At 60.8% G+C, this 16,522-nt stretch carries 20 protein-coding genes; 10 read left to right on the top strand and 10 right to left on the bottom strand.

What is annotated here, in order from left to right; genetic code table 11:
• Positions 1-135 precede the first annotated feature (135 nt).
• Positions 136-1,167 carry a capsular polysaccharide export protein, LipB/KpsS family gene (locus GA0061103_RS25135; RefSeq protein ID WP_092715982.1) on the top strand — a complete coding sequence of 344 codons (1,032 nt, stop codon included), beginning with the start codon at positions 136-138 and terminating at the stop codon, positions 1,165-1,167.
• Positions 1,168-1,169: 2 nt separating this feature from the next.
• On the opposite strand, the gene GA0061103_RS25140 is transcribed toward GA0061103_RS25135, so the two are convergent.
• Entirely contained in the window at positions 1,170-2,015 is an 846-nt protein-coding gene (locus GA0061103_RS25140; protein ID WP_092715984.1) for an aldo/keto reductase, read from the bottom strand.
• Between the two features lie 206 nt (positions 2,016-2,221).
• On the opposite strand from GA0061103_RS25140, the gene GA0061103_RS25145 reads away from it, so the two are divergent.
• From GA0061103_RS25145 to GA0061103_RS25160, 4 genes are read left to right on the top strand one after another with little or no spacing between them, the layout of a single operon-like run.
• Entirely contained in the window at positions 2,222-2,815 is a 594-nt protein-coding gene (locus tag GA0061103_RS25145; RefSeq protein WP_092715986.1) for a LysE family translocator, read from the top strand.
• 23 nt (positions 2,816-2,838) lie between these two features.
• Positions 2,839-3,480, top strand: a complete 642-nt coding sequence (gene nthA, locus GA0061103_RS25150) for a nitrile hydratase subunit alpha (RefSeq protein WP_092715988.1) — start codon at positions 2,839-2,841, stop codon at positions 3,478-3,480.
• The gene (nthB, locus tag GA0061103_RS25155) at positions 3,477-4,136 is read left to right on the top strand and encodes a nitrile hydratase subunit beta (protein ID WP_092715989.1); all 660 of its coding nucleotides are present in this window, start codon (positions 3,477-3,479) and stop codon (positions 4,134-4,136) included. The genes nthA and nthB overlap by 4 nt, the downstream gene beginning before the upstream one ends.
• Positions 4,123-4,494 carry a nitrile hydratase accessory protein gene (locus GA0061103_RS25160; protein WP_092715991.1) on the top strand — a complete coding sequence of 124 codons (372 nt, stop codon included), beginning with the start codon at positions 4,123-4,125 and terminating at the stop codon, positions 4,492-4,494. The genes nthB and GA0061103_RS25160 overlap by 14 nt, the downstream gene beginning before the upstream one ends.
• Before the next feature lie 228 nt (positions 4,495-4,722).
• Here the strand turns inward: GA0061103_RS25160 and GA0061103_RS25165 are convergent, their stop codons facing one another.
• From GA0061103_RS25165 to GA0061103_RS25175, 3 genes are read right to left on the bottom strand one after another with little or no spacing between them, the layout of a single operon-like run.
• Positions 4,723-5,526, bottom strand: a complete 804-nt coding sequence (locus GA0061103_RS25165; RefSeq protein ID WP_092715993.1) for an anti-sigma factor family protein — start codon at positions 5,524-5,526, stop codon at positions 4,723-4,725.
• On the bottom strand, positions 5,523-6,074 hold the full coding sequence (locus GA0061103_RS25170) for an RNA polymerase sigma factor (RefSeq protein ID WP_092715995.1): 552 nt from the start codon (positions 6,072-6,074) through the stop codon (positions 5,523-5,525). Before GA0061103_RS25170 ends, GA0061103_RS25165 begins: the two co-directional genes overlap by 4 nt.
• Positions 6,058-6,438: a COG4315 family predicted lipoprotein gene (locus GA0061103_RS25175; protein ID WP_092715997.1), complete on the bottom strand. Its 381-nt coding sequence runs from the start codon at positions 6,436-6,438 to the stop codon at positions 6,058-6,060. The genes GA0061103_RS25170 and GA0061103_RS25175 overlap by 17 nt, the downstream gene beginning before the upstream one ends.
• 150 nt (positions 6,439-6,588) lie before the next feature.
• On the opposite strand from GA0061103_RS25175, the gene GA0061103_RS25180 reads away from it, so the two are divergent.
• Positions 6,589-7,716 carry an ATP-dependent DNA helicase gene (locus GA0061103_RS25180; protein WP_092715999.1) on the top strand — a complete coding sequence of 376 codons (1,128 nt, stop codon included), beginning with the start codon at positions 6,589-6,591 and terminating at the stop codon, positions 7,714-7,716.
• 187 nt (positions 7,717-7,903) lie between these two features.
• Complete coding sequence (locus GA0061103_RS25185) at positions 7,904-8,656, top strand: pyridoxine 5'-phosphate synthase (RefSeq protein ID WP_092716001.1); 753 nt, start codon at positions 7,904-7,906, stop codon at positions 8,654-8,656.
• A gap of 248 nt (positions 8,657-8,904) precedes the next feature.
• Here the strand turns inward: GA0061103_RS25185 and GA0061103_RS25190 are convergent, their stop codons facing one another.
• Positions 8,905-9,792, bottom strand: a complete 888-nt coding sequence (locus tag GA0061103_RS25190) for an SDR family oxidoreductase (protein WP_092716003.1) — start codon at positions 9,790-9,792, stop codon at positions 8,905-8,907.
• Between the two features lie 137 nt (positions 9,793-9,929).
• On the opposite strand from GA0061103_RS25190, the gene GA0061103_RS25195 reads away from it, so the two are divergent.
• Both GA0061103_RS25195 and GA0061103_RS25200 read left to right on the top strand, forming a co-directional pair.
• Complete coding sequence (locus GA0061103_RS25195; RefSeq protein ID WP_092716005.1) at positions 9,930-10,346, top strand: winged helix-turn-helix transcriptional regulator; 417 nt, start codon at positions 9,930-9,932, stop codon at positions 10,344-10,346.
• Positions 10,347-10,354: 8 nt separating this feature from the next.
• Positions 10,355-11,602, top strand: coding sequence for an FAD-dependent oxidoreductase (locus tag GA0061103_RS25200; RefSeq protein ID WP_092716007.1), 1,248 nt, complete (start codon positions 10,355-10,357; stop codon positions 11,600-11,602).
• On the opposite strand, the gene GA0061103_RS25205 is transcribed toward GA0061103_RS25200, so the two are convergent.
• The 5 genes from GA0061103_RS25205 to GA0061103_RS25225 form a co-directional block, all read right to left on the bottom strand.
• Positions 11,603-12,817, bottom strand: coding sequence for an MFS transporter (locus tag GA0061103_RS25205; RefSeq protein ID WP_092716009.1), 1,215 nt, complete (start codon positions 12,815-12,817; stop codon positions 11,603-11,605).
• Between the two features lie 54 nt (positions 12,818-12,871).
• The gene (locus tag GA0061103_RS25210) at positions 12,872-13,489 is read right to left on the bottom strand and encodes a TetR/AcrR family transcriptional regulator (RefSeq protein ID WP_092716011.1); all 618 of its coding nucleotides are present in this window, start codon (positions 13,487-13,489) and stop codon (positions 12,872-12,874) included.
• Positions 13,490-13,579: 90 nt separating this feature from the next.
• Entirely contained in the window at positions 13,580-14,086 is a 507-nt protein-coding gene (locus GA0061103_RS25215) for a GNAT family N-acetyltransferase (RefSeq protein ID WP_425349544.1), read from the bottom strand.
• An 87-nt stretch (positions 14,087-14,173) separates the two neighbouring features.
• Complete coding sequence (locus GA0061103_RS25220; protein ID WP_092716015.1) at positions 14,174-15,103, bottom strand: bifunctional helix-turn-helix transcriptional regulator/GNAT family N-acetyltransferase; 930 nt, start codon at positions 15,101-15,103, stop codon at positions 14,174-14,176.
• 70 nt (positions 15,104-15,173) lie between these two features.
• Positions 15,174-15,893: an aspartate/glutamate racemase family protein gene (locus tag GA0061103_RS25225; protein WP_092716017.1), complete on the bottom strand. Its 720-nt coding sequence runs from the start codon at positions 15,891-15,893 to the stop codon at positions 15,174-15,176.
• A gap of 161 nt (positions 15,894-16,054) precedes the next feature.
• Here GA0061103_RS25225 and GA0061103_RS25230 point away from each other — a divergent pair, with 161 nt between their 5' ends.
• Positions 16,055-16,519, top strand: coding sequence for an Lrp/AsnC family transcriptional regulator (locus GA0061103_RS25230; RefSeq protein WP_092716019.1), 465 nt, complete (start codon positions 16,055-16,057; stop codon positions 16,517-16,519).
• Positions 16,520-16,522 lie beyond the last annotated feature (3 nt).

Raw genomic sequence — 16,522 nt, forward strand, 5'->3', positions numbered from 1 at the left:
CCGCGTCGCTAGCCGGTTCCATCCGGAATTGCGTGAAAAAACAGAGCGGTTCAGTGCTTCCGTGGAACGCTGAACCGCTCTATCTTTATCGCGGCCTGGCTTGGCCGATGAATTCAATTGCAGCGGGGAATTAGGGTGGCAATCCTTGCCGGCGAGACTTTGCCTGAGATCGGCGACAAGCCGTGGCATCCGCCCGCGGACATGCGTCTTGGTGCCGCGTTCTTCGTCCGTGGCGACTTTCCTTGGCTCGGACATTATTTCGGCTCGCAAAAGCTGGCCTCGATCCTTTCCCCAGGGATTGGCGGCATTGTCTCCTGGGGCGGTCGCGTGCCGGCCAAGGCGGCAGATGGGATTGCGCGGTTTCGCCGCTTGCCGCATTGGCATCTGGAGGACGGCTTTCTGCGGTCCATGGACCTCGGCAAATCCGGCGCCATTCCACTTTCCATCGTTATCGATGATCTCGGCTTGCCCGTCGATGCCAACAGAGCATCACGACTTGAGCGACTGATCGAGGGGGCGGGAGAGGTGGGGGAACTCGGCAGCGCCATTCGCGAGCAGATCGTTCTCAACAAGCTGTCGAAATACAATCATCTTCCGCATCGGCCGCCCCGCGTCGAGCGGACAACAAAGCGACGTATTCTGCTCGTCGATCAAGTCGTGGGCGATGTTTCCGTCGGCCGGGCGCTTGGCTCAAAAGCCTCTTTCGAGAAGATGCTCGCCGATGCACTCGCAAGCGATGCGCAATGCCTCATCCGCACCCATCCGGATGTGATGGCCGGACTTCGTAAGGGATATCTTACGGACGGCGCTTCTCCGGGAAATGCTGTGCTGCTTGATGACGCCGTCTCGGTGGCCTCGATCCTCGACATCGTGGATGAGGTCTGGACCGTCTCGAGCCAGTTCGGTTTCGATGCGCTGCTGCGCGGCATCCCGGTTCGGTGCTACGCCGCGCCCTTCTATGCTGGCTGGGGCGTGACGGAAGATTATTTTGGCGTCTACACTAAGGCAGCGCTCGCCGGACGCCGGACAAAACGGCGGACGGTCGATCAGATCGCCGCTGCCGCTCTTTTTCTTTATCCGACCTATCGCGATCCCTCTGATTGGCGAAAGATCGATGTCTTTCGGGCGATCGATCTGATCGTCGCGCAGCAGAAGGCCGTTGCCTAAACCTACAGCATGTCCAGCGACTTCTTCCGCGACGGCGGCGGGAAGGCGGCGTCGAGCACGGCCCAATCCTCATCCGTGATGTCTACATCGATCGAGTCGCGGTTCTCTTCGATGCGCTGCGCGTTCGAGGATTTCGGGATCGAGATAACGCCATCTCGCTCCAGCAAGAAGGCGAGGGCGATCTGCGCGGGTGTCGCTTGATAGGTCTTGGCGACGCGGATCAGTTCCGGATGATGCAACAGCCGGCCTTGCTCGATCGGCGAATAGGCCATGACCGGAATGCTGCGCTCCTGGCACCAGGGCAAAAGGTCGTATTCGATACCGCGCCGGGAGAGATTATAGAGAACCTGGTTGGCGGCGACATTGCCGCCATTCGGCACGGACAGCAGCTCGTCCATATCGTCAACGTCGAAGTTCGACACGCCCCAGGCCTCGATCTTGCCGGCGGCCTTGAGACCTTCGAAGGCTTCCACCGTTTCTTCGAGCGGATAATTGCCGCGCCAATGCAAGAGATAGAGGTCGATGCGATCGGTGTTCAGGCGCCTCAGGCTGCGTTCACACGCTTCGACCGCGCCCTTGCGGCTGGCATTGGCGGGATAGACCTTGCTGACGAGGAAAACCTCGTCGCGCCGCCCCTCGATCGCCTTGCCGACGATCTCTTCCGAGCCGCCATCGGCATACATTTCCGCCGTGTCGATCAGCGTCATACCGAGATCGAGGCCGGTCTTGAGGCTGGCGATTTCGTCCCTGGCGCTCGCGGCATTCTCGCCCATGTTCCACGTCCCCTGGCCAAGCGCCGGAACCAGGATGCCGGAGGGAAGGGTGACGGTGGGAATGGGTTCGCGCATGGTCTTTCCTCGCTAAAGAAAACCGAAGGATAGGGGCATTCGACCGGATTTCAATCAACATCCGTCATGTCACCGTGACAATCACCCTATGGCTTTCGTATGGCCGGCGAACTAATGTCGCACCGTCATGCGTCGTCACATTTTTGTGCGCGTGAGGAAGAATTTCGGATGCCGCCTTGTCACGATACGGTGTCCTAGGAGGCATCATGGCGCTGGATACATTTCTGGCTCTTTTACTTTTCGCGTTCACGACCTCGATCACGCCCGGACCGAACAACATGATGTTGTTTACCTCCGGCGTGAATTTCGGTTTCCGGCGCACCATCCCGCACATGCTCGGCATCGGCGTCGGCTTTTTCGTGCTGCTGATTGCCGTGGGATTGGGCTTGGGGGCGCTTCTGCATACGGTGCCATTACTCTACACCGTGCTGAAATTCGCCGGTGGCGCCTATCTTGTCTGGATCGCCTGGAAGATCGGGACATCGCGCAGTCTGAGCGAGGCGGAAAGCGATGCGCAGCCGATGAGCTTCGTCAGCGCTGCCGCGTTCCAATGGGTCAATCCCAAGGCCTGGGTGATGGCCGTCACCGCCATGGCGACTTACACCAATGAGCAGCTCTATCTCTTCACGGTTCTCCTCGTCGGCTTCGCGTTTGCCGCCGTGAACGTGCCGAGCGTATCGACCTGGGCCGGCTTCGGCTCCGTCCTGCGCGATTGGCTGTCCGATCCCAGCAGGCTCAAATGGTTCAACATAACCATGGCCGTCCTGCTGGTGCTCAGTCTCTGGCCGATGCTAAAGTAGCGTTCAAGAGACGGGAGACGGCTATGTCGCACGACCATTCGCATGATGACGACGATCATCACCATCACCACGACAACCACTATTCCGACATGCAGGCACGCGTGAAAGCGCTGGAAACGCTGTTGACGGAAAAGGGGTTGATCGATCCGGCGGCAATCGACCGCATCGTCGAGACTTATGAGACGAAGGTTGGACCACGCAACGGCGCGCAGGTGGTGGCGAAGGCCTGGAGCGATCCGGACTTTGCCGACTGGCTTCGGCGCGATGCAACCGCGGCAATCGCAAGCCTCGGCTTCACCGGCCGCCAGGGCGAGCATATGCGCGCGGTGTTCAATACGCCGAATACGCACAACCTGATCGTCTGCACACTCTGCTCCTGTTATCCCTGGGCCGTGCTGGGGCTGCCACCGGTATGGTACAAGGCGCCGGCCTATCGCTCGCGTGCAGTGATTGATCCGCGCGGCGTGCTCGCCGAATTCGGCCTGACATTGCCGCAGGAGACAAAGATCCGCGTCTGGGATTCCACGGCGGAGCTTCGCTATCTAGTGATCCCGGAACGGCCGGCCGGTTCTGAGGACATGGGCGAGGAAGCCCTGGCGGATCTCGTCAGCCGCGATGCGATGATCGGAACGGCGGTGGCCAGAACACCGGAGGCTGTATTATGAATGGGCCGCACGATCTCGGCGGCCAGATGGGGTTTGGTCCGGTCGCGCCCGAACAAAATGAGCCTTATTTCCATGCGGAATGGGAAAAGCGGGCGCTTGGCATCACGCTTTCCTGCGGTGCTTTCGGAGCCTGGACCATCGATGAAAGCCGGCACGCGCGCGAAAGCATTCCGCCGGCCGATTATCTTGCCGCCAGCTATTATGAAGTTTGGACGCGAGGCATCGACATGCTGCTGGAGCGGCATGGATTTGCAACGGTCGAGGAGTTGCGCGCCGGGCATTCGCTGGAACAGGGCAGGGCACCGAAGCGGGTGCTGAAAGCTGAAATGGTCGATGGCGTTTTGGCCAAGGGTGGCCCTTGCGACCGGCCGGTCGATACCGCACCGCTTTTTGCCATCGGCGATCGTGTGCGGACGAAGAACTTCAATCCGACCGGCCACACCAGATTGCCGCGCTATGCCCGTGCCAAGACGGGTGTCATCGAGGCCGTGCAGGGATCGTTCGTATTCCCCGATGACAACGCCCATGGCCGCGGTGAAAATCCGCAATGGGTCTATACCGTGGTCTTCGATGGTGCCGAGATCTGGGGCGAGGGGGCTGATCCTTCGCTGACGGTGTCGATCGATGCGTGGGAGAGCTATCTTGAGCGCGTGTGAGATCGCGTCACCTCTGGCGCAATCGCCCGGATTGCCAAAATCTACCGATGGCGAGCCGGTCTTTCCCGGGCCCTGGGCGGCAGAGGCTTTCGCCATGACCGTTCATCTACATGAGAAGGGCCTGTTTGCCTGGAGCGAATGGGCCGAGCGATTGTCGGCCGAAGTGCACAAGCCTGGTCGCGCGCCTGACGGCAGTGATTATTTCGATTGCTGGGTGGCGGCGCTTTCGGGCTTGTTGGTGGCTAAGGGCATTGCAGATGCCGATGTGATTCTGGCTTTGCAGCAAAGCTGGCAACGGGCGGCGGAGGCAACACCGCATGGCAAGCCGATCGTGCTGGGGAACGATCCGCAGCATTGAAAGGGCAGGCTATCCTTGGGGCCATCCTTGTCCTTCGAGGTTTCGGTCCTTTCGATAAGCTCAGGGAACCTTCGCGCCTCAGGATGAGGATGGAGCGCGTGCTGTAATTGTTGCAGCCTGATTTTACCGGAATGCACAAAAGACCAGCCCTCATGGTGAGGAGGCCCAAGGGGCCGTCTCGAACCACGAGGGCGGGTGCAGGCTTCCCTATCCTCGTGTCTCCGCAGACTAAGACGAGAACTGCCTGTAACATTCGTCCGCCACCTGCCGCAGCATGTCGCGAGAGATCTCGCCCGTGACGGCATAGCCGAGGTCGCCGTCGATCCAGTAGAAAGTCTCGACGGCCTTGTCGCTGGCGAAGCGGAAGCTGGTCGTGGTGTTGCCGCTGTTGCGGCCCACCAGCACTGTTAGGCGCTGGCCGCTGGCATTTTCATACATGAACAGAGCGCCTGGCGTGCCGTTGATCGGCAGCAGCCGGCCGCCGACGAGCTGGAATCCCAGTCTCTGCAGGCTCGGCACCTTGAGGCCGGCGACGTTCATGCGCTTGCCGAGCCAGGTAGCGAGATGCGCCTCCTGATCTGCGCCGACTTCGACGGGGTGGCGGACATCGCTGGCATAGACGACAAAGGCCGAGTGTGCCTGCTGCGGCAGGGCTTCGATCGATGTCAGCTGCAATTCGCGCGGCGCCAGGAGATCCGGGCCGAAATGGCCGGCTGCCGCACCGGCGATGAAGAGCGCCAGCGATGCGGCGAGCATCATCAGCTTGCGGCTTCTTTGTAACGGTAAAGGCGGTGTGTCGGGCGTGCTTTTGCTTTCGGAAATTAGGTTGGCGTCGCCATCCTTCGATATCGCATAGGGAAAGAACATGGCCCGGATTTCATCGTTCTGAGTCTGCCAAGCCGCCACGGAGGCAGCATCCTCGGGGTTTTCTGCCAGCCAAGCTTCCAATTCCGCCTGCTTTTCCGGCGGCAGAAGGCCATCGGCAAAGGCGTGAAGATCCGCTTCGGTCACGGTCGGTTGGCGTTCGTTCATCTTGGTCTCCGAAGCGTGACAACGTTGTCGGCATTCAACAGGCTGGTCATCTTCTGCCGTGCACGCGACAGGCGCGACATGACAGTGCCGATCGGGATCTCAAGCATGTCTGCGACATCCTGATAGCTGTAACCTTCGACGACGACGAGCATCAGCACGGCGCGATACTCTTCGCCGAGGCTGTTCAGCGCCGTTTCCAGGCGCGACCGCTGTAGCGGATCATTGTCCGTTTCGGCTGCCGGCAGATGGCTGTTGTCATCGATATCGACAAAACTGCGGCCGCCTTGCTGGCGCCGCCCGTTGCGATAGAGATTGGTCATGATGGTCAGGACCCAGCCGCGCAGGTTCAGCCCGCGCCATTGGCCGCGGCGGGTCAGAACCTTCTCGACGCAGTCCTGAAGCAAGTCCTCGCCATCGGCATCCGAGCGGGTGAGGCTGCGAGAATAGCGCCGCAACGAGGGGAGGAGCGCCAGCACCTCCGCCTCGAAGCTGTCAGGCGCGGGGGATGTTCCCGCCGCGCCATTTGGACGGTCAGGGCCGTGCGGCATCCCATACGCCCTTGAAACCGTCGCCGGCGACATCACCGGACTTTGCATCCTTGACGAAGAAATAGAGCGGCATGCCGTCCTTTGCCCACTGTTTCATCCCGTCCTTGCGGGTAATGATCGAATATGCACCTTCCGCCTTGGCCTTGTCATCGGCCATCAGCGGCGGCCAGGCTTTCTCGCAATCGCCGTTGCAATTGGACACGCCAGCCTTGTCGTTCTTGAAGGTGTAGAGCGTCTTGCCGTTTTCGCCGGCCAGCACCTTGCCCTTGGCGCTTTCGACCGTCTTGACCGGGGCTGCGGCAAGGGCGGCGGTGGCAAAGGCCGATGCCGCAGTGAGCGCGGCCAGGAATCTCAGGGTCTTCATGATATCTCTCCTCGGGTGGTGGACAATGATTGTCCAGGCTACGCATTTGCGTTGCCGGACATGAGACACCGGTGCTCCCGAATTTATTCCCGAGCTGCCAGGTATTTTTTACTGCTTGCGTCTCGCGGCCGAATCCTGCCAAGTCGGCCCATGCAATTCGCGCCGCAACAAGATGAAGCGCTCAAGGCCGTTGCCAAATGGCTGAAGGAGGGGCGCTCGCCGTTGTTCCGTCTGTTCGGCTATGCCGGCACGGGCAAGACGACGCTTGCGCGGCATTTTGCCGAGAACGTGGATGGCGAGGTGCTGTTTGCGGCCTTCACCGGCAAGGCGGCGCAGGTGCTGCGCTCGCGTGGCGCCTCCAATGCCAAGACCATCCATTCCTTGATTTACCGGCCGCGCGGCGAGGAAGCCGTCGAAGATGAAGAGACGGGCAAGACCTCGATCGCCCCGATGTTCACCATCAACCGCCAGAGCCCGGTCGCCAAGGCTGCTCTCATCATCGTCGATGAATGCTCTATGGTGGACGAGGCGCTCGGCAAGGATCTGATGAGTTTCGGAACGCCTATTCTGGTGCTCGGCGACCCCGGGCAGCTGCCGCCCGTTTCCGGCGGTGGTTTCTTCACCAACGAAGAGCCGGATTACCTGCTGACGGATATTCATCGTCAGGCCCGCGACAACCCGATCATCCAGCTCGCCATGCAGGTGCGCGAGGGCAAGGAGATCATGCATGGTGATTATGGCACTGCGCAGGTGATCTCTAAAAACGAGGTCACGCAGCCGCTGGTGCTGGAAGCCGATCAGGTCCTCGTCGGCACCAACAGGACGCGCCGGCGCTACAATCAGCGTCTGCGCGAGCTGAAAGGTTTTACAGCCGATTACCCGCAATCCGGCGACAAGCTGGTTTGCCTGCGCAACGATCCCGCCAAGGGGCTGCTGAACGGCTCGCTCTGGCAGGTCATGACGTCCTCTCGGGAAACGACGAAGCCGGGCATCAACCTACTGGTGCGGCCGGAAGATGACGACATGGATCGAGGTGCTGCCAAGATCAAGCTCTTGAAGCAGGCCTTCGAGGAAGTCGAGGGCGAGATCCCGTGGTCGACGCGCAAGCGCTACGACGAGTTCGACTACGGCTATGCGCTGACCGTGCACAAGGCGCAGGGTTCGCAGTGGAACAATGTCGTGCTGTTCGACGAGAGCTGGGCGTTTCGCGATACGCGCGAGCGCTGGCTTTATACCGCGATTACCCGCGCCGCCGAGACGCTGACGATCGTCCGATAGGCGAAGGCGGCGGCAACGAATATCCTAGGAATGGCCTGGCTTGCGGTGGTGTCACTGTACGGTGATGCCCGTACCGCACGCCCATCAAAGTTTTGCATGGGTTGATGTCTGAATCTCGTTGGTTTTGCTGGGCATAATGGCATAAAACGGCTCACATCATCCGCTTTGAAAATCAGGGATTTCGATCATGCCCGCCAAGCTTTCCGTGAACCTCAACGCCATCGCGATGCTGCGCAACCGGCGTGATCTTCCCTGGCCGAGCGTTACGGGCTTGGGACGCATCGCACTTGCTGCTGGTGCCAGCGGTCTGACGGTGCATCCGCGCCCCGATCAGCGGCATGTCCGCTTCTCTGATCTGCCCGATATCCGCGCGCTGATCGACGACGAGTTTCCGGAAGCCGAGTTCAACATTGAGGGCTATCCGAGCGACGAGTTCTTCGATCTCTGCGCCGCCGCTGAGCCCGAGCAGGTGACTCTGGTGCCTGACGATCCCGCGCAGGCGACATCGGATCACGGCTGGGACTTTCGCAAAAACCGCGAGCTGCTGGTCGACGTCGTTGCCAAGTACAAGACGATCGGCTGCCGCGTCTCGCTGTTTGCCGATGGCGACGGCGATGCCGACGCGGTGAAGATCGCCAGGGAAGTCGGCGCCGATCGCATCGAACTCTATACTGGCCCTTACGGTGGCTGCTATGACGATCCGCAGAAGGCCGCCGTCATCCTTGAAGCGCTCGGCAAGACTGCCGATGCCGCGTTTGCCAACGGGCTCGATGTGAATGCCGGCCACGACCTGACTGTTGCCAACCTGCCTGCGCTCTTGAAGCGCATTCCGAAGCTTGCGGAGACTTCGATCGGCCATGGGCTGACTGCCGATGCATTGGAGTACGGTATGGCCGAAACCGTGCGGCGTTTTCGCCGGGCCTGTGGGCAGGTGGTTTGAGCAAGAATAGGCTTGGCGCTCGTCAGGCGGTGGCGTCGCTGACGTGCCATTGTGCCTGGCCCCTCATCCTAGCCTTCTCCCCGCTTGCGGGGGGAAGGGACGACAGCGCCAAGTGGTGCTTATCTCATTCGATTTGAATTAATGCGTGAGGCATGAAAACTCCCTCTCCCCGCTGGCGGGGAGAGGGCTGGGGTGAGGGGCCAGACACAGAAGTGCGGCAATAGCGGATTAGCCCGACCTCCCAAAACTCAGCCGAGCAACGCGGCCTTATGTTCCTCGAAGAAGCTGCGCAGCGTCTGCGGCTCCTTGCCGGTGAGCTTGTTGAAGTCGTTGGTGAGGATGTCGAATTTGCCGGCGCGGGTGTTGGCGTTAGCGGAAACAAGCATGTCGACGACGAAGGGCGGCAGGCCCGCGCCGGCAAGACCGGCGGCGAACTGTTCGTCATTGACCTGCACGACTTCGAGCGGCCGGCCGGTGATCCTGCTGACGACGCTTGCAATGTCCTCGACGGTGACGGCTGTCGAGCCGGTCAGCGTATAGGTGGCGCTCTCAGCCGTCTCGGAAGCCAAGGCAGAGGCGATGGCAAGCGCGCAATCGTCACGGCTGATATTGCTGACGCGGCCGCCGCCGGTCGCGGTGTACCACTTGCCGGTTTCGAGGCTGTGCGGCAGGCCATGCAGATAATTGTCGAAATACCAGGCGTCGCGCAGGATCGTGTAGCCGATGCCGCTCGCCTTGATGGCGTTTTCCGTGCCGAGGTGATCGGGGGCGAAGCTGACGAGAGAGCCTTCCGGGGCAGGCATGGAGGTATAGAGAATATGCTTCACGCCGGCTTTCTTGGCGGCTTCCACAGCAGCCGTCTGCTGCGTCAGGCGCTGGCCGGGAACGGCGAGCGCATCGGTGCTGATGATCAGCAGACGGTCGACGCCGGCGAAGGCGGCGGCCAGCGTGGCAGCATCATCGAAATCGGCCGTGCGGGTAAGCACGCCCTTGGCGGCTAGACCAGCGAGCTTCTCCGGGCTGCGCGTAGCGGCGATGATACGGTCGGGAGCGACCTTGTATGTCTCCAGAAGGTGATGAATGACGCGCTGGCCAAGCTGACCCGCGGCGCCGGTGACGAGAAGAGTGCTGCTCATATGTTTTTCCTTGTTTGACCGCCGCGGATTTGCAGAGGCTTGTTGCTCTCAAAAAGAGACCAACTCTACATTGGGGTTTGACTTCGACCTGTAAAGGAGGCAGTTTTTTAGCTCTACGTTACCAAAAGGGAACCGCCTTGAGCACCAGTACTGTCGTCAATTTGCGCAACACGAAGGTACCGTTGCGAGCCGTCGATATCAGCAAGGTCACATTTACGGATTGCCCGGTGCGGGATCTGGTCTCGCAGATCGGCGGCAAGTGGTCGGTGCTGTTGCTGGAAGCTTTGGCGCAGCGGCCCTATCGCTTCGGCGAACTGCGCCGCATGGTGCCCGATATCTCCCAGCGCATGTTGACACAGACGCTGCGCGAGCTTCAACGCGACGGCTATATCGGTCGCGAGGTTTTCCCGACAAAGCCGCCGAGCGTCGAATATCGCATGACCGATCTTGGCTATTCGCTCTACGAACCGCTGGCGCAGCTTTTGAACTGGGCCGAGGCCAATCATGAAGCCGTGCGGGCGGCCCGTGTCCGTTTCGATCAATCGCCGGACTGAGCCTTATCGTGAAGCCCTTGAAGATCGCTATTGTCGGCGCCGGGCCTGCCGGTCTTGCCGCTTCTCTTTTTCTTACTCGTGCTGGCCACGCGACCGATATTATCGAAAGATTCGACAGCCCGGCCCCCGTCGGCTCGGCGCTGATGCTGCAGCCGACCGGATTGACCGTGCTGGAATCGCTGGGGCTCGGTCCTGCAATCCATGCCGCCGGCAATCGTATCGACCGCCTGTTCGGTACTGAAACCACCCGTGGTCGCATTGTCCTCGATGTGCGCTACAACGCGCTGCCGGGTGGGCGCTATGGGCTCGGCGTTCATCGTGCTGCGCTGTTCGATACGCTTTACGCTGAAGTCTCCGCACGGCGACATCCGATCCATACCGGGCAGAGGGTCGTCGGCGTGAGGGAGGAGGGTGGTGAGGGCTATCTTTCCGTCGAAGGAGGTGAACGCCTCGGGCCATACGATCTCGTCATCGATGCCAGCGGCGCGCGCTCGGAGCTGGTTGCAGCCTCGCCCGTTGCGCCGCGTGCCCAAAATCTCGTCTACGGCGCCTTCTGGGCGACGCTCGATTGTCCGGACGGATTGGTGGATCAGGCGGCATTGACGCAGCGCTACGACAGGGCGAGCGTGATGATCGGCGTCCTGCCGATCGGCAGCCGCAGGCCGCATTTGCCGAAACAGGCGGCCTTGTTCTGGAGCCTCAAGGTCGCTGACGCCGATGAGGTGCGCAGGCTCGGGCTCGAGTGCTGGAAGAACAGGATTCGCGGCTACTGGCCGGAATGCGAGCCGCTGCTAGAGCAGATCACCGATTGGGATCAGCTGACGCTGGCGCGTTATGCCCATCGTACCGTGAAAACACCCTATAGCGGACGGACTGTCTTCGTCGGCGACGCGGCACATTCCACCAGCCCGCAACTAGGGCAGGGTGCCAATATGGCGCTCCTCGATGTCGCGGCTCTGGCGCATGCGCTTGCGGGGCATGAAACCATCGAGGCTGCTCTTTCAGCCTATGCCAAGGCGCGGCGGATGCATGTGCGGCTGTTCCAGCTGCTGTCGCTGGCGTTCACGCCTTTCTACCAATCGGATTCGGCGGCGCTGGCCTGGATCAGGGACCGGCTGGTTGCCACCATTGCCAAGGTGCCTCCTGCGCCGCAGATCCTGGCGGGCATCGTTTCCGGTACGCTGATCGATCCGTTCCACGGCGCAGGCTTGCGGGAATGTGACTGGCTGCGGCTGGCTCTGCCGCAGCCGTCGTGATCATTTCTCCCGTTCGGTCAGGTAGGCAAGCAGCGCGATGACCGGGAAAGCGACGCCGATCCAGGAGGCCATGCTCCAGCCGCCGGTCGCATAGGCCCAGCCGCCAAGCGCCGAGCCGAGGGCGCCGCCGGCAAAGAAGGTCGCCATGTAGAGCCCGTTGAGGCGGCTGCGATGTTCGGCGCTGAGCGCGAAGATGGCGCGTTGGCCGAGCACGAGGTTCGTCTGGACGCCGAAGTCGAGCATGATGCCCGACAGTGTCAGCGTGATCAGCGCCAGCAACGAGCCGCTGCCGGAAAAATGGCCGATCAGGAAGGCGATGATGGCGAGCACCAGGGCAAAGGCCGTCGCAAGCTTCGTCCAGCCGCGATCGGCAAGGCGTCCGGCAATCGGCGAGGCGACGGCGCCGGCGGCGCCGGCAAGGGCGAAGAGGGCGATGCCGTTCTGCGTCAGACCAAAAGCCGGGCTCGCCAGCAAAAGCGGTGTCGTCGTCCAGAAGAGGCTGAAGGCGCCGAACATGCAGGCCTGATAGAGCGCACGTCGCTGCAGGACCGGCGTATGAAGCGCGAGGTGGCCCATGGAGGACAGCAGCTGCCCATAATGCAGCTTCGTATGGGGTACGCGGGTCGGCAGAACGAGGCGCAGGATAACGATCAGCGCGATCATGATACCGGCCGAGATAATATAGACCGCGTGCCACGACAGAAGCTCGGACAGGAAGCTCGCAGCCGGGCGGGCGAGCATGATGCCGACAAGCAGGCCGCTCATGACATTGCCGACGACAGTGCCGCGGCTGGCATCCGGTGCCATGTGGGCGGCGAAAGGAACCAGAACCTGCACGGCGACGGAGGCGAGGCCGATGCAGAGAGAGGCGAGGAGGAACAGCGACGGCGAGGAGGCAAAAGCGGCGCCTATGAGCGCGATGGCGGACAGCGCCACCAGCGTCAGTACCAGTTTCCGGTTTTCGAGAAGATCGCCGAGCGGCACGATCAGCAGCAGGCCGAGGCCGTACCCGATCTGCGTCAGTGTGACGATAAGGCCGGTTGCCGCGGGGCTGAAGCCGAGCGATTGGCTGATGGGGCCGGCGAGCGGCTGACCATAATAGAGATTGGCAGCCACCAGCCCGCAGGCGGCGGCGAACATGAATGTGAGAAGTGGCGAAATGGTCTTTTCGGGGAGCGGCGTGCTCTCCCGTCTGGCAGCGGCAGTTGCGGGCATGTCTCGTCCTCGATGCGGGCAGGGGAGCGCGCTCCCCCGAAATTTCGATGGAAATCAGTTCAGCAGTTTCATGGCCGCCTCGGCGACGGCGAGCATATCTTCGTGTTTACGTCCGGTCTTTCCGATCACGCGCATGCCTTTCGTGAGAGCAAGCAAGGCGCAGGCGGCGCTTTCGGGATCGACATGCTCCGCCACGGAGCCATCGGCTTGACCGAGACGGATGAGATCCAGGATGCGTCGTTCGTCGAAATCGAAGGCCACGGCGACGCGGTTGGCAACTTCCTCGTCGAAAAGAGCAAGCTCGGTCGCGCTGCCTACCACGAGACAGCCTCGACGGCCGATCTCGCCACAGGAGGCTTCGGCAAAAAATCTCACCAGCGCGCGCAGCTTCTCATATCCGTTCGGCGCCCTGGCAAGGACATCGTCGATCAGTTGCTGGCGCACCTGGCGATAGCGGCGGAAGGCGGCAAGAAAGACACCGCGCTTATCGCCGAATGCCTTGTAGACGCTGCCGGCCGTCAGGCCCATGGCCTCGGTCAATTCGCTGATCGAAGCGGCATAATAACCACGCTCGGAAAAGACCCGCAGCGCTTCGTCCAGCGCGGAATCCGCGTCGAATTCGCGCGGTCGACCGCGAAGCTTAGGGGTGGTGTTGAGAGTGTCCGTTGTCATGCGGATCTTTTAGGAAATGATCGTTTCCAAATCAAGTGAATTTTTTGCGATGCAGCAGGATGCTGCTGGTACTTGCAGCTATTGACGTCTCTAATCGTGGAAAAATGCCATAAGGATCGCGTCCTTGTAGCGTCCATCGATACGAACGGATCTACGCACGAGACCCTCGCGAACAAAGCCGACTTTCTCATAGAGCGCGATAGCCCTTGGATTGTCGGCGTGGACGCTGAGTTCGACGCGCTCAATGCCGCCATCACGGGCAGCTTGCAGAGTCGTTTCTATCAGCTGACGTCCCAATCCTCGGTCGCGATAGGGCGGGATGATGCCCATGCCAAGCCTGCCGGCATGGGCATGCGAGGGAAAGCTGTGGCGGATGATGTCGCACCAGCCGACCACCTGTCGATCTGCCACAGCGACGAATTGCGGATTGCCGCTTTCGATCATGCCGAGCACGAAAGTGCGGGTTTGCTCCAGCGGAAAGGCTTCCAGCAGCGACAGATATTCCCGTTCGCGGGCAACCGTATCAAGCGCCTTGTGAAAGCCTTCAACGTGTTCCGCCGATATGGGCAGTATCCGGATTTCGCTGTTTACGGTCATGGCAGATATCTCGATGCAAATCAGGGATGCAGCGAGGATAGGTTCCGAGCCGCAACCTGTCTATCCACATAGATTGTCGAGAACGCCTTACAGATCGAGCACCCAGGTCTGTCCATTCAGTTCCGGGCCGAACATGCGGTGCTTCTCTTCTGCGGCGAGTCTGAAGCCCGCCTTGATGTAGATGGCGCGCGCCGTGTCGAGGATGTCGTTGGTCCAGAGCGAGAGCGTCTGGTAGCCGGCGCCGCGGGAGAAGCGGATGCATTCGTCGACCAGCAGCTTGCCGAGGCCGAGGCCGCGTGCAGCCTTGTCGACATAGAGCAGCCGGAGCTTTGCCACGCCATTGCCGCCATCGGTGATCATGGCGGACCCGACGTTCAGGCCGCCGCGTTCGGCAATCCAGCAGCGATCCTTCTGCGGATTGAAATTGGAGAGGAATTTTCCAGCGACTTCGGCAATCAAGCCCTCAAAGCGATCGTCCCAGCCGAACTCTTCGGTATAGAAGCGCGCCTGGCTTTGAACGATCCAGCCGATATCGCCGGACCGGTGATTGCGGATAATGGCTGGGGCAGCGCTGGTCTCATCGACGCCGAGCGTGTCCTGGATCGTCCGCATGGCCGCAACGACGCGTTCGGGTTCGCCGATCGCGAGCTTTTCGAAATAGCCGGCGATCTGCGCGCGTGAGCGGCGGACGAATTCCTCGAACTGCGCCTGTCCCTTCTCGGTGACTTTTATGACCTGGCTGCGCGCATCGGTCGGATCGGGCGTCGTCTCGACCAACCCATCCTCGCGAAAGCGTTTGACGATACGGCTGAGATAGGCGGGATCAAGATGAAGGTCGCGCGTCAGCGCCGAGGCGGCAACACCGCCGCGGAAGCCGACTTCGAACAGCACGCGCACATCCGTCAGCGTGTAGGGGCTGTCGAGATAGGCCTTGTTCAGAACGCCAAGAAAATTGGTGTAGAAGCGATTGAAATCGCGGACGGCATCGATGGTGGTGAATTCGGCAGCGGGGGGCATGGCATCGTCTCCTCATTATAGAAGACGATGTCCATTATTTATTGGACTCAGTCAAGTAAATTGATTGCGATCAGGCAGCGCAGCTTTTGCCGATCTTTTCATTCGCAAGCGCGAAGTCGACAGCCGCTTCGGCGTGGATCGTCGTGGTGTCGAAACCCGGCAGGATCAGTGCCTTCGGATCGAGGATGAGGCAGATCTCGGTGCAGCCGAGAATGACACTGTCGGCGCCTTCGGCCTTGGCGCGCTCGATGATGGCGTTCAGCTTCCGGCGCGACTCGTCCTTGATGATGCCGGCACAGAGTTCGCTGAAGATGATGTCATGCGTGACGGTACGGTCTTCGGGGCCGGGGACCATGATCGAGACGCCGTTCTCAGCCATGCGCTCGGCATAGAAACCGTGTTCCATCGTGTAGCGGGTGGCGAGCAGCAGCGGCTTGACCCGGCCTGCGGCCTTTAGCGCCGCCGCAGTTTCATCGATGATATGGATGAGCGGAGCGGAAACACGCTCGGCAACCTGAGGTGCGATCAGATGCATGGTGTTGGTGCAGATGAGCACGCATTCGGCACCGGCGGACTGCAGGCGCTGTGCGGCATCACCGAGCCGATCGGCGGCATCGTTCCAGCGACCCGCTTTCTGCAGGGCGACGATCTCTTCGAAGTTGACGGAGTACATGACCATTTCGGCCGAAGAGAGGCCGCCGAGGCGCTCGCGGACCATTTCATTGATCAGGCGATAGTAGACTGCCGAACTCTCGAAACTCATGCCGCCGATCAGGCCAATGGTGCGCATAGTGCTGTTCTCCGCTCCTTAGTTGTGAATGGAGGAATAGTGTTGCGATTCATCCGCTATGTGTTTGCATTTTTCGAAGCTTATTGGGATTTCTCTGCAAGAGTTTGCGCATTTTTCAATTTGTGTGCAAAATATCGGCGCATTGACAGGGATTGCCGCACATGCTGGACGAACGCGACCGAAAGATTCTCGAAATTTTGCAGGCGGATGCCGGCATATCCGTGACGGAGCTGGCCGATCGTGTTGCCTTGTCGGTCTCGGCCTGCTCGCGCCGTATCCAGCGCCTTGAGGAAAGCGGCCATATCGCCCGACGCATCGTCGTGCTCGACCGCGAAAAGATGGGAGTGCCGACCACCGTCTATGCCCTGATCAAAACGGCGCATCACGCCGACGAGTGGATCGAATCCTTCCGCAAGGTCATCGGTGACATCCCCGAGATCGTCGAGGCGCATCGGCTTACCGGGAATTACGATTATATTCTCAAGATCGTACTGCCGCGCGTCGAGCATTACGATGTCATCTATAAGCAGCTTGTGCGCCGGGTCGAACTCTTCGACGTCTCCGCATCCATTTCGATGGAGGAGCTGAAGAGCGGCGCGTCGGTTCCGGTCGGGTATGCGCAATAAATG

The sequence above is a fragment of the Martinezella multihospitum genome (assembly GCF_900094585.1).
GTDB classification, from domain to species: domain Bacteria; phylum Pseudomonadota; class Alphaproteobacteria; order Rhizobiales; family Rhizobiaceae; genus Rhizobium; species Rhizobium multihospitium.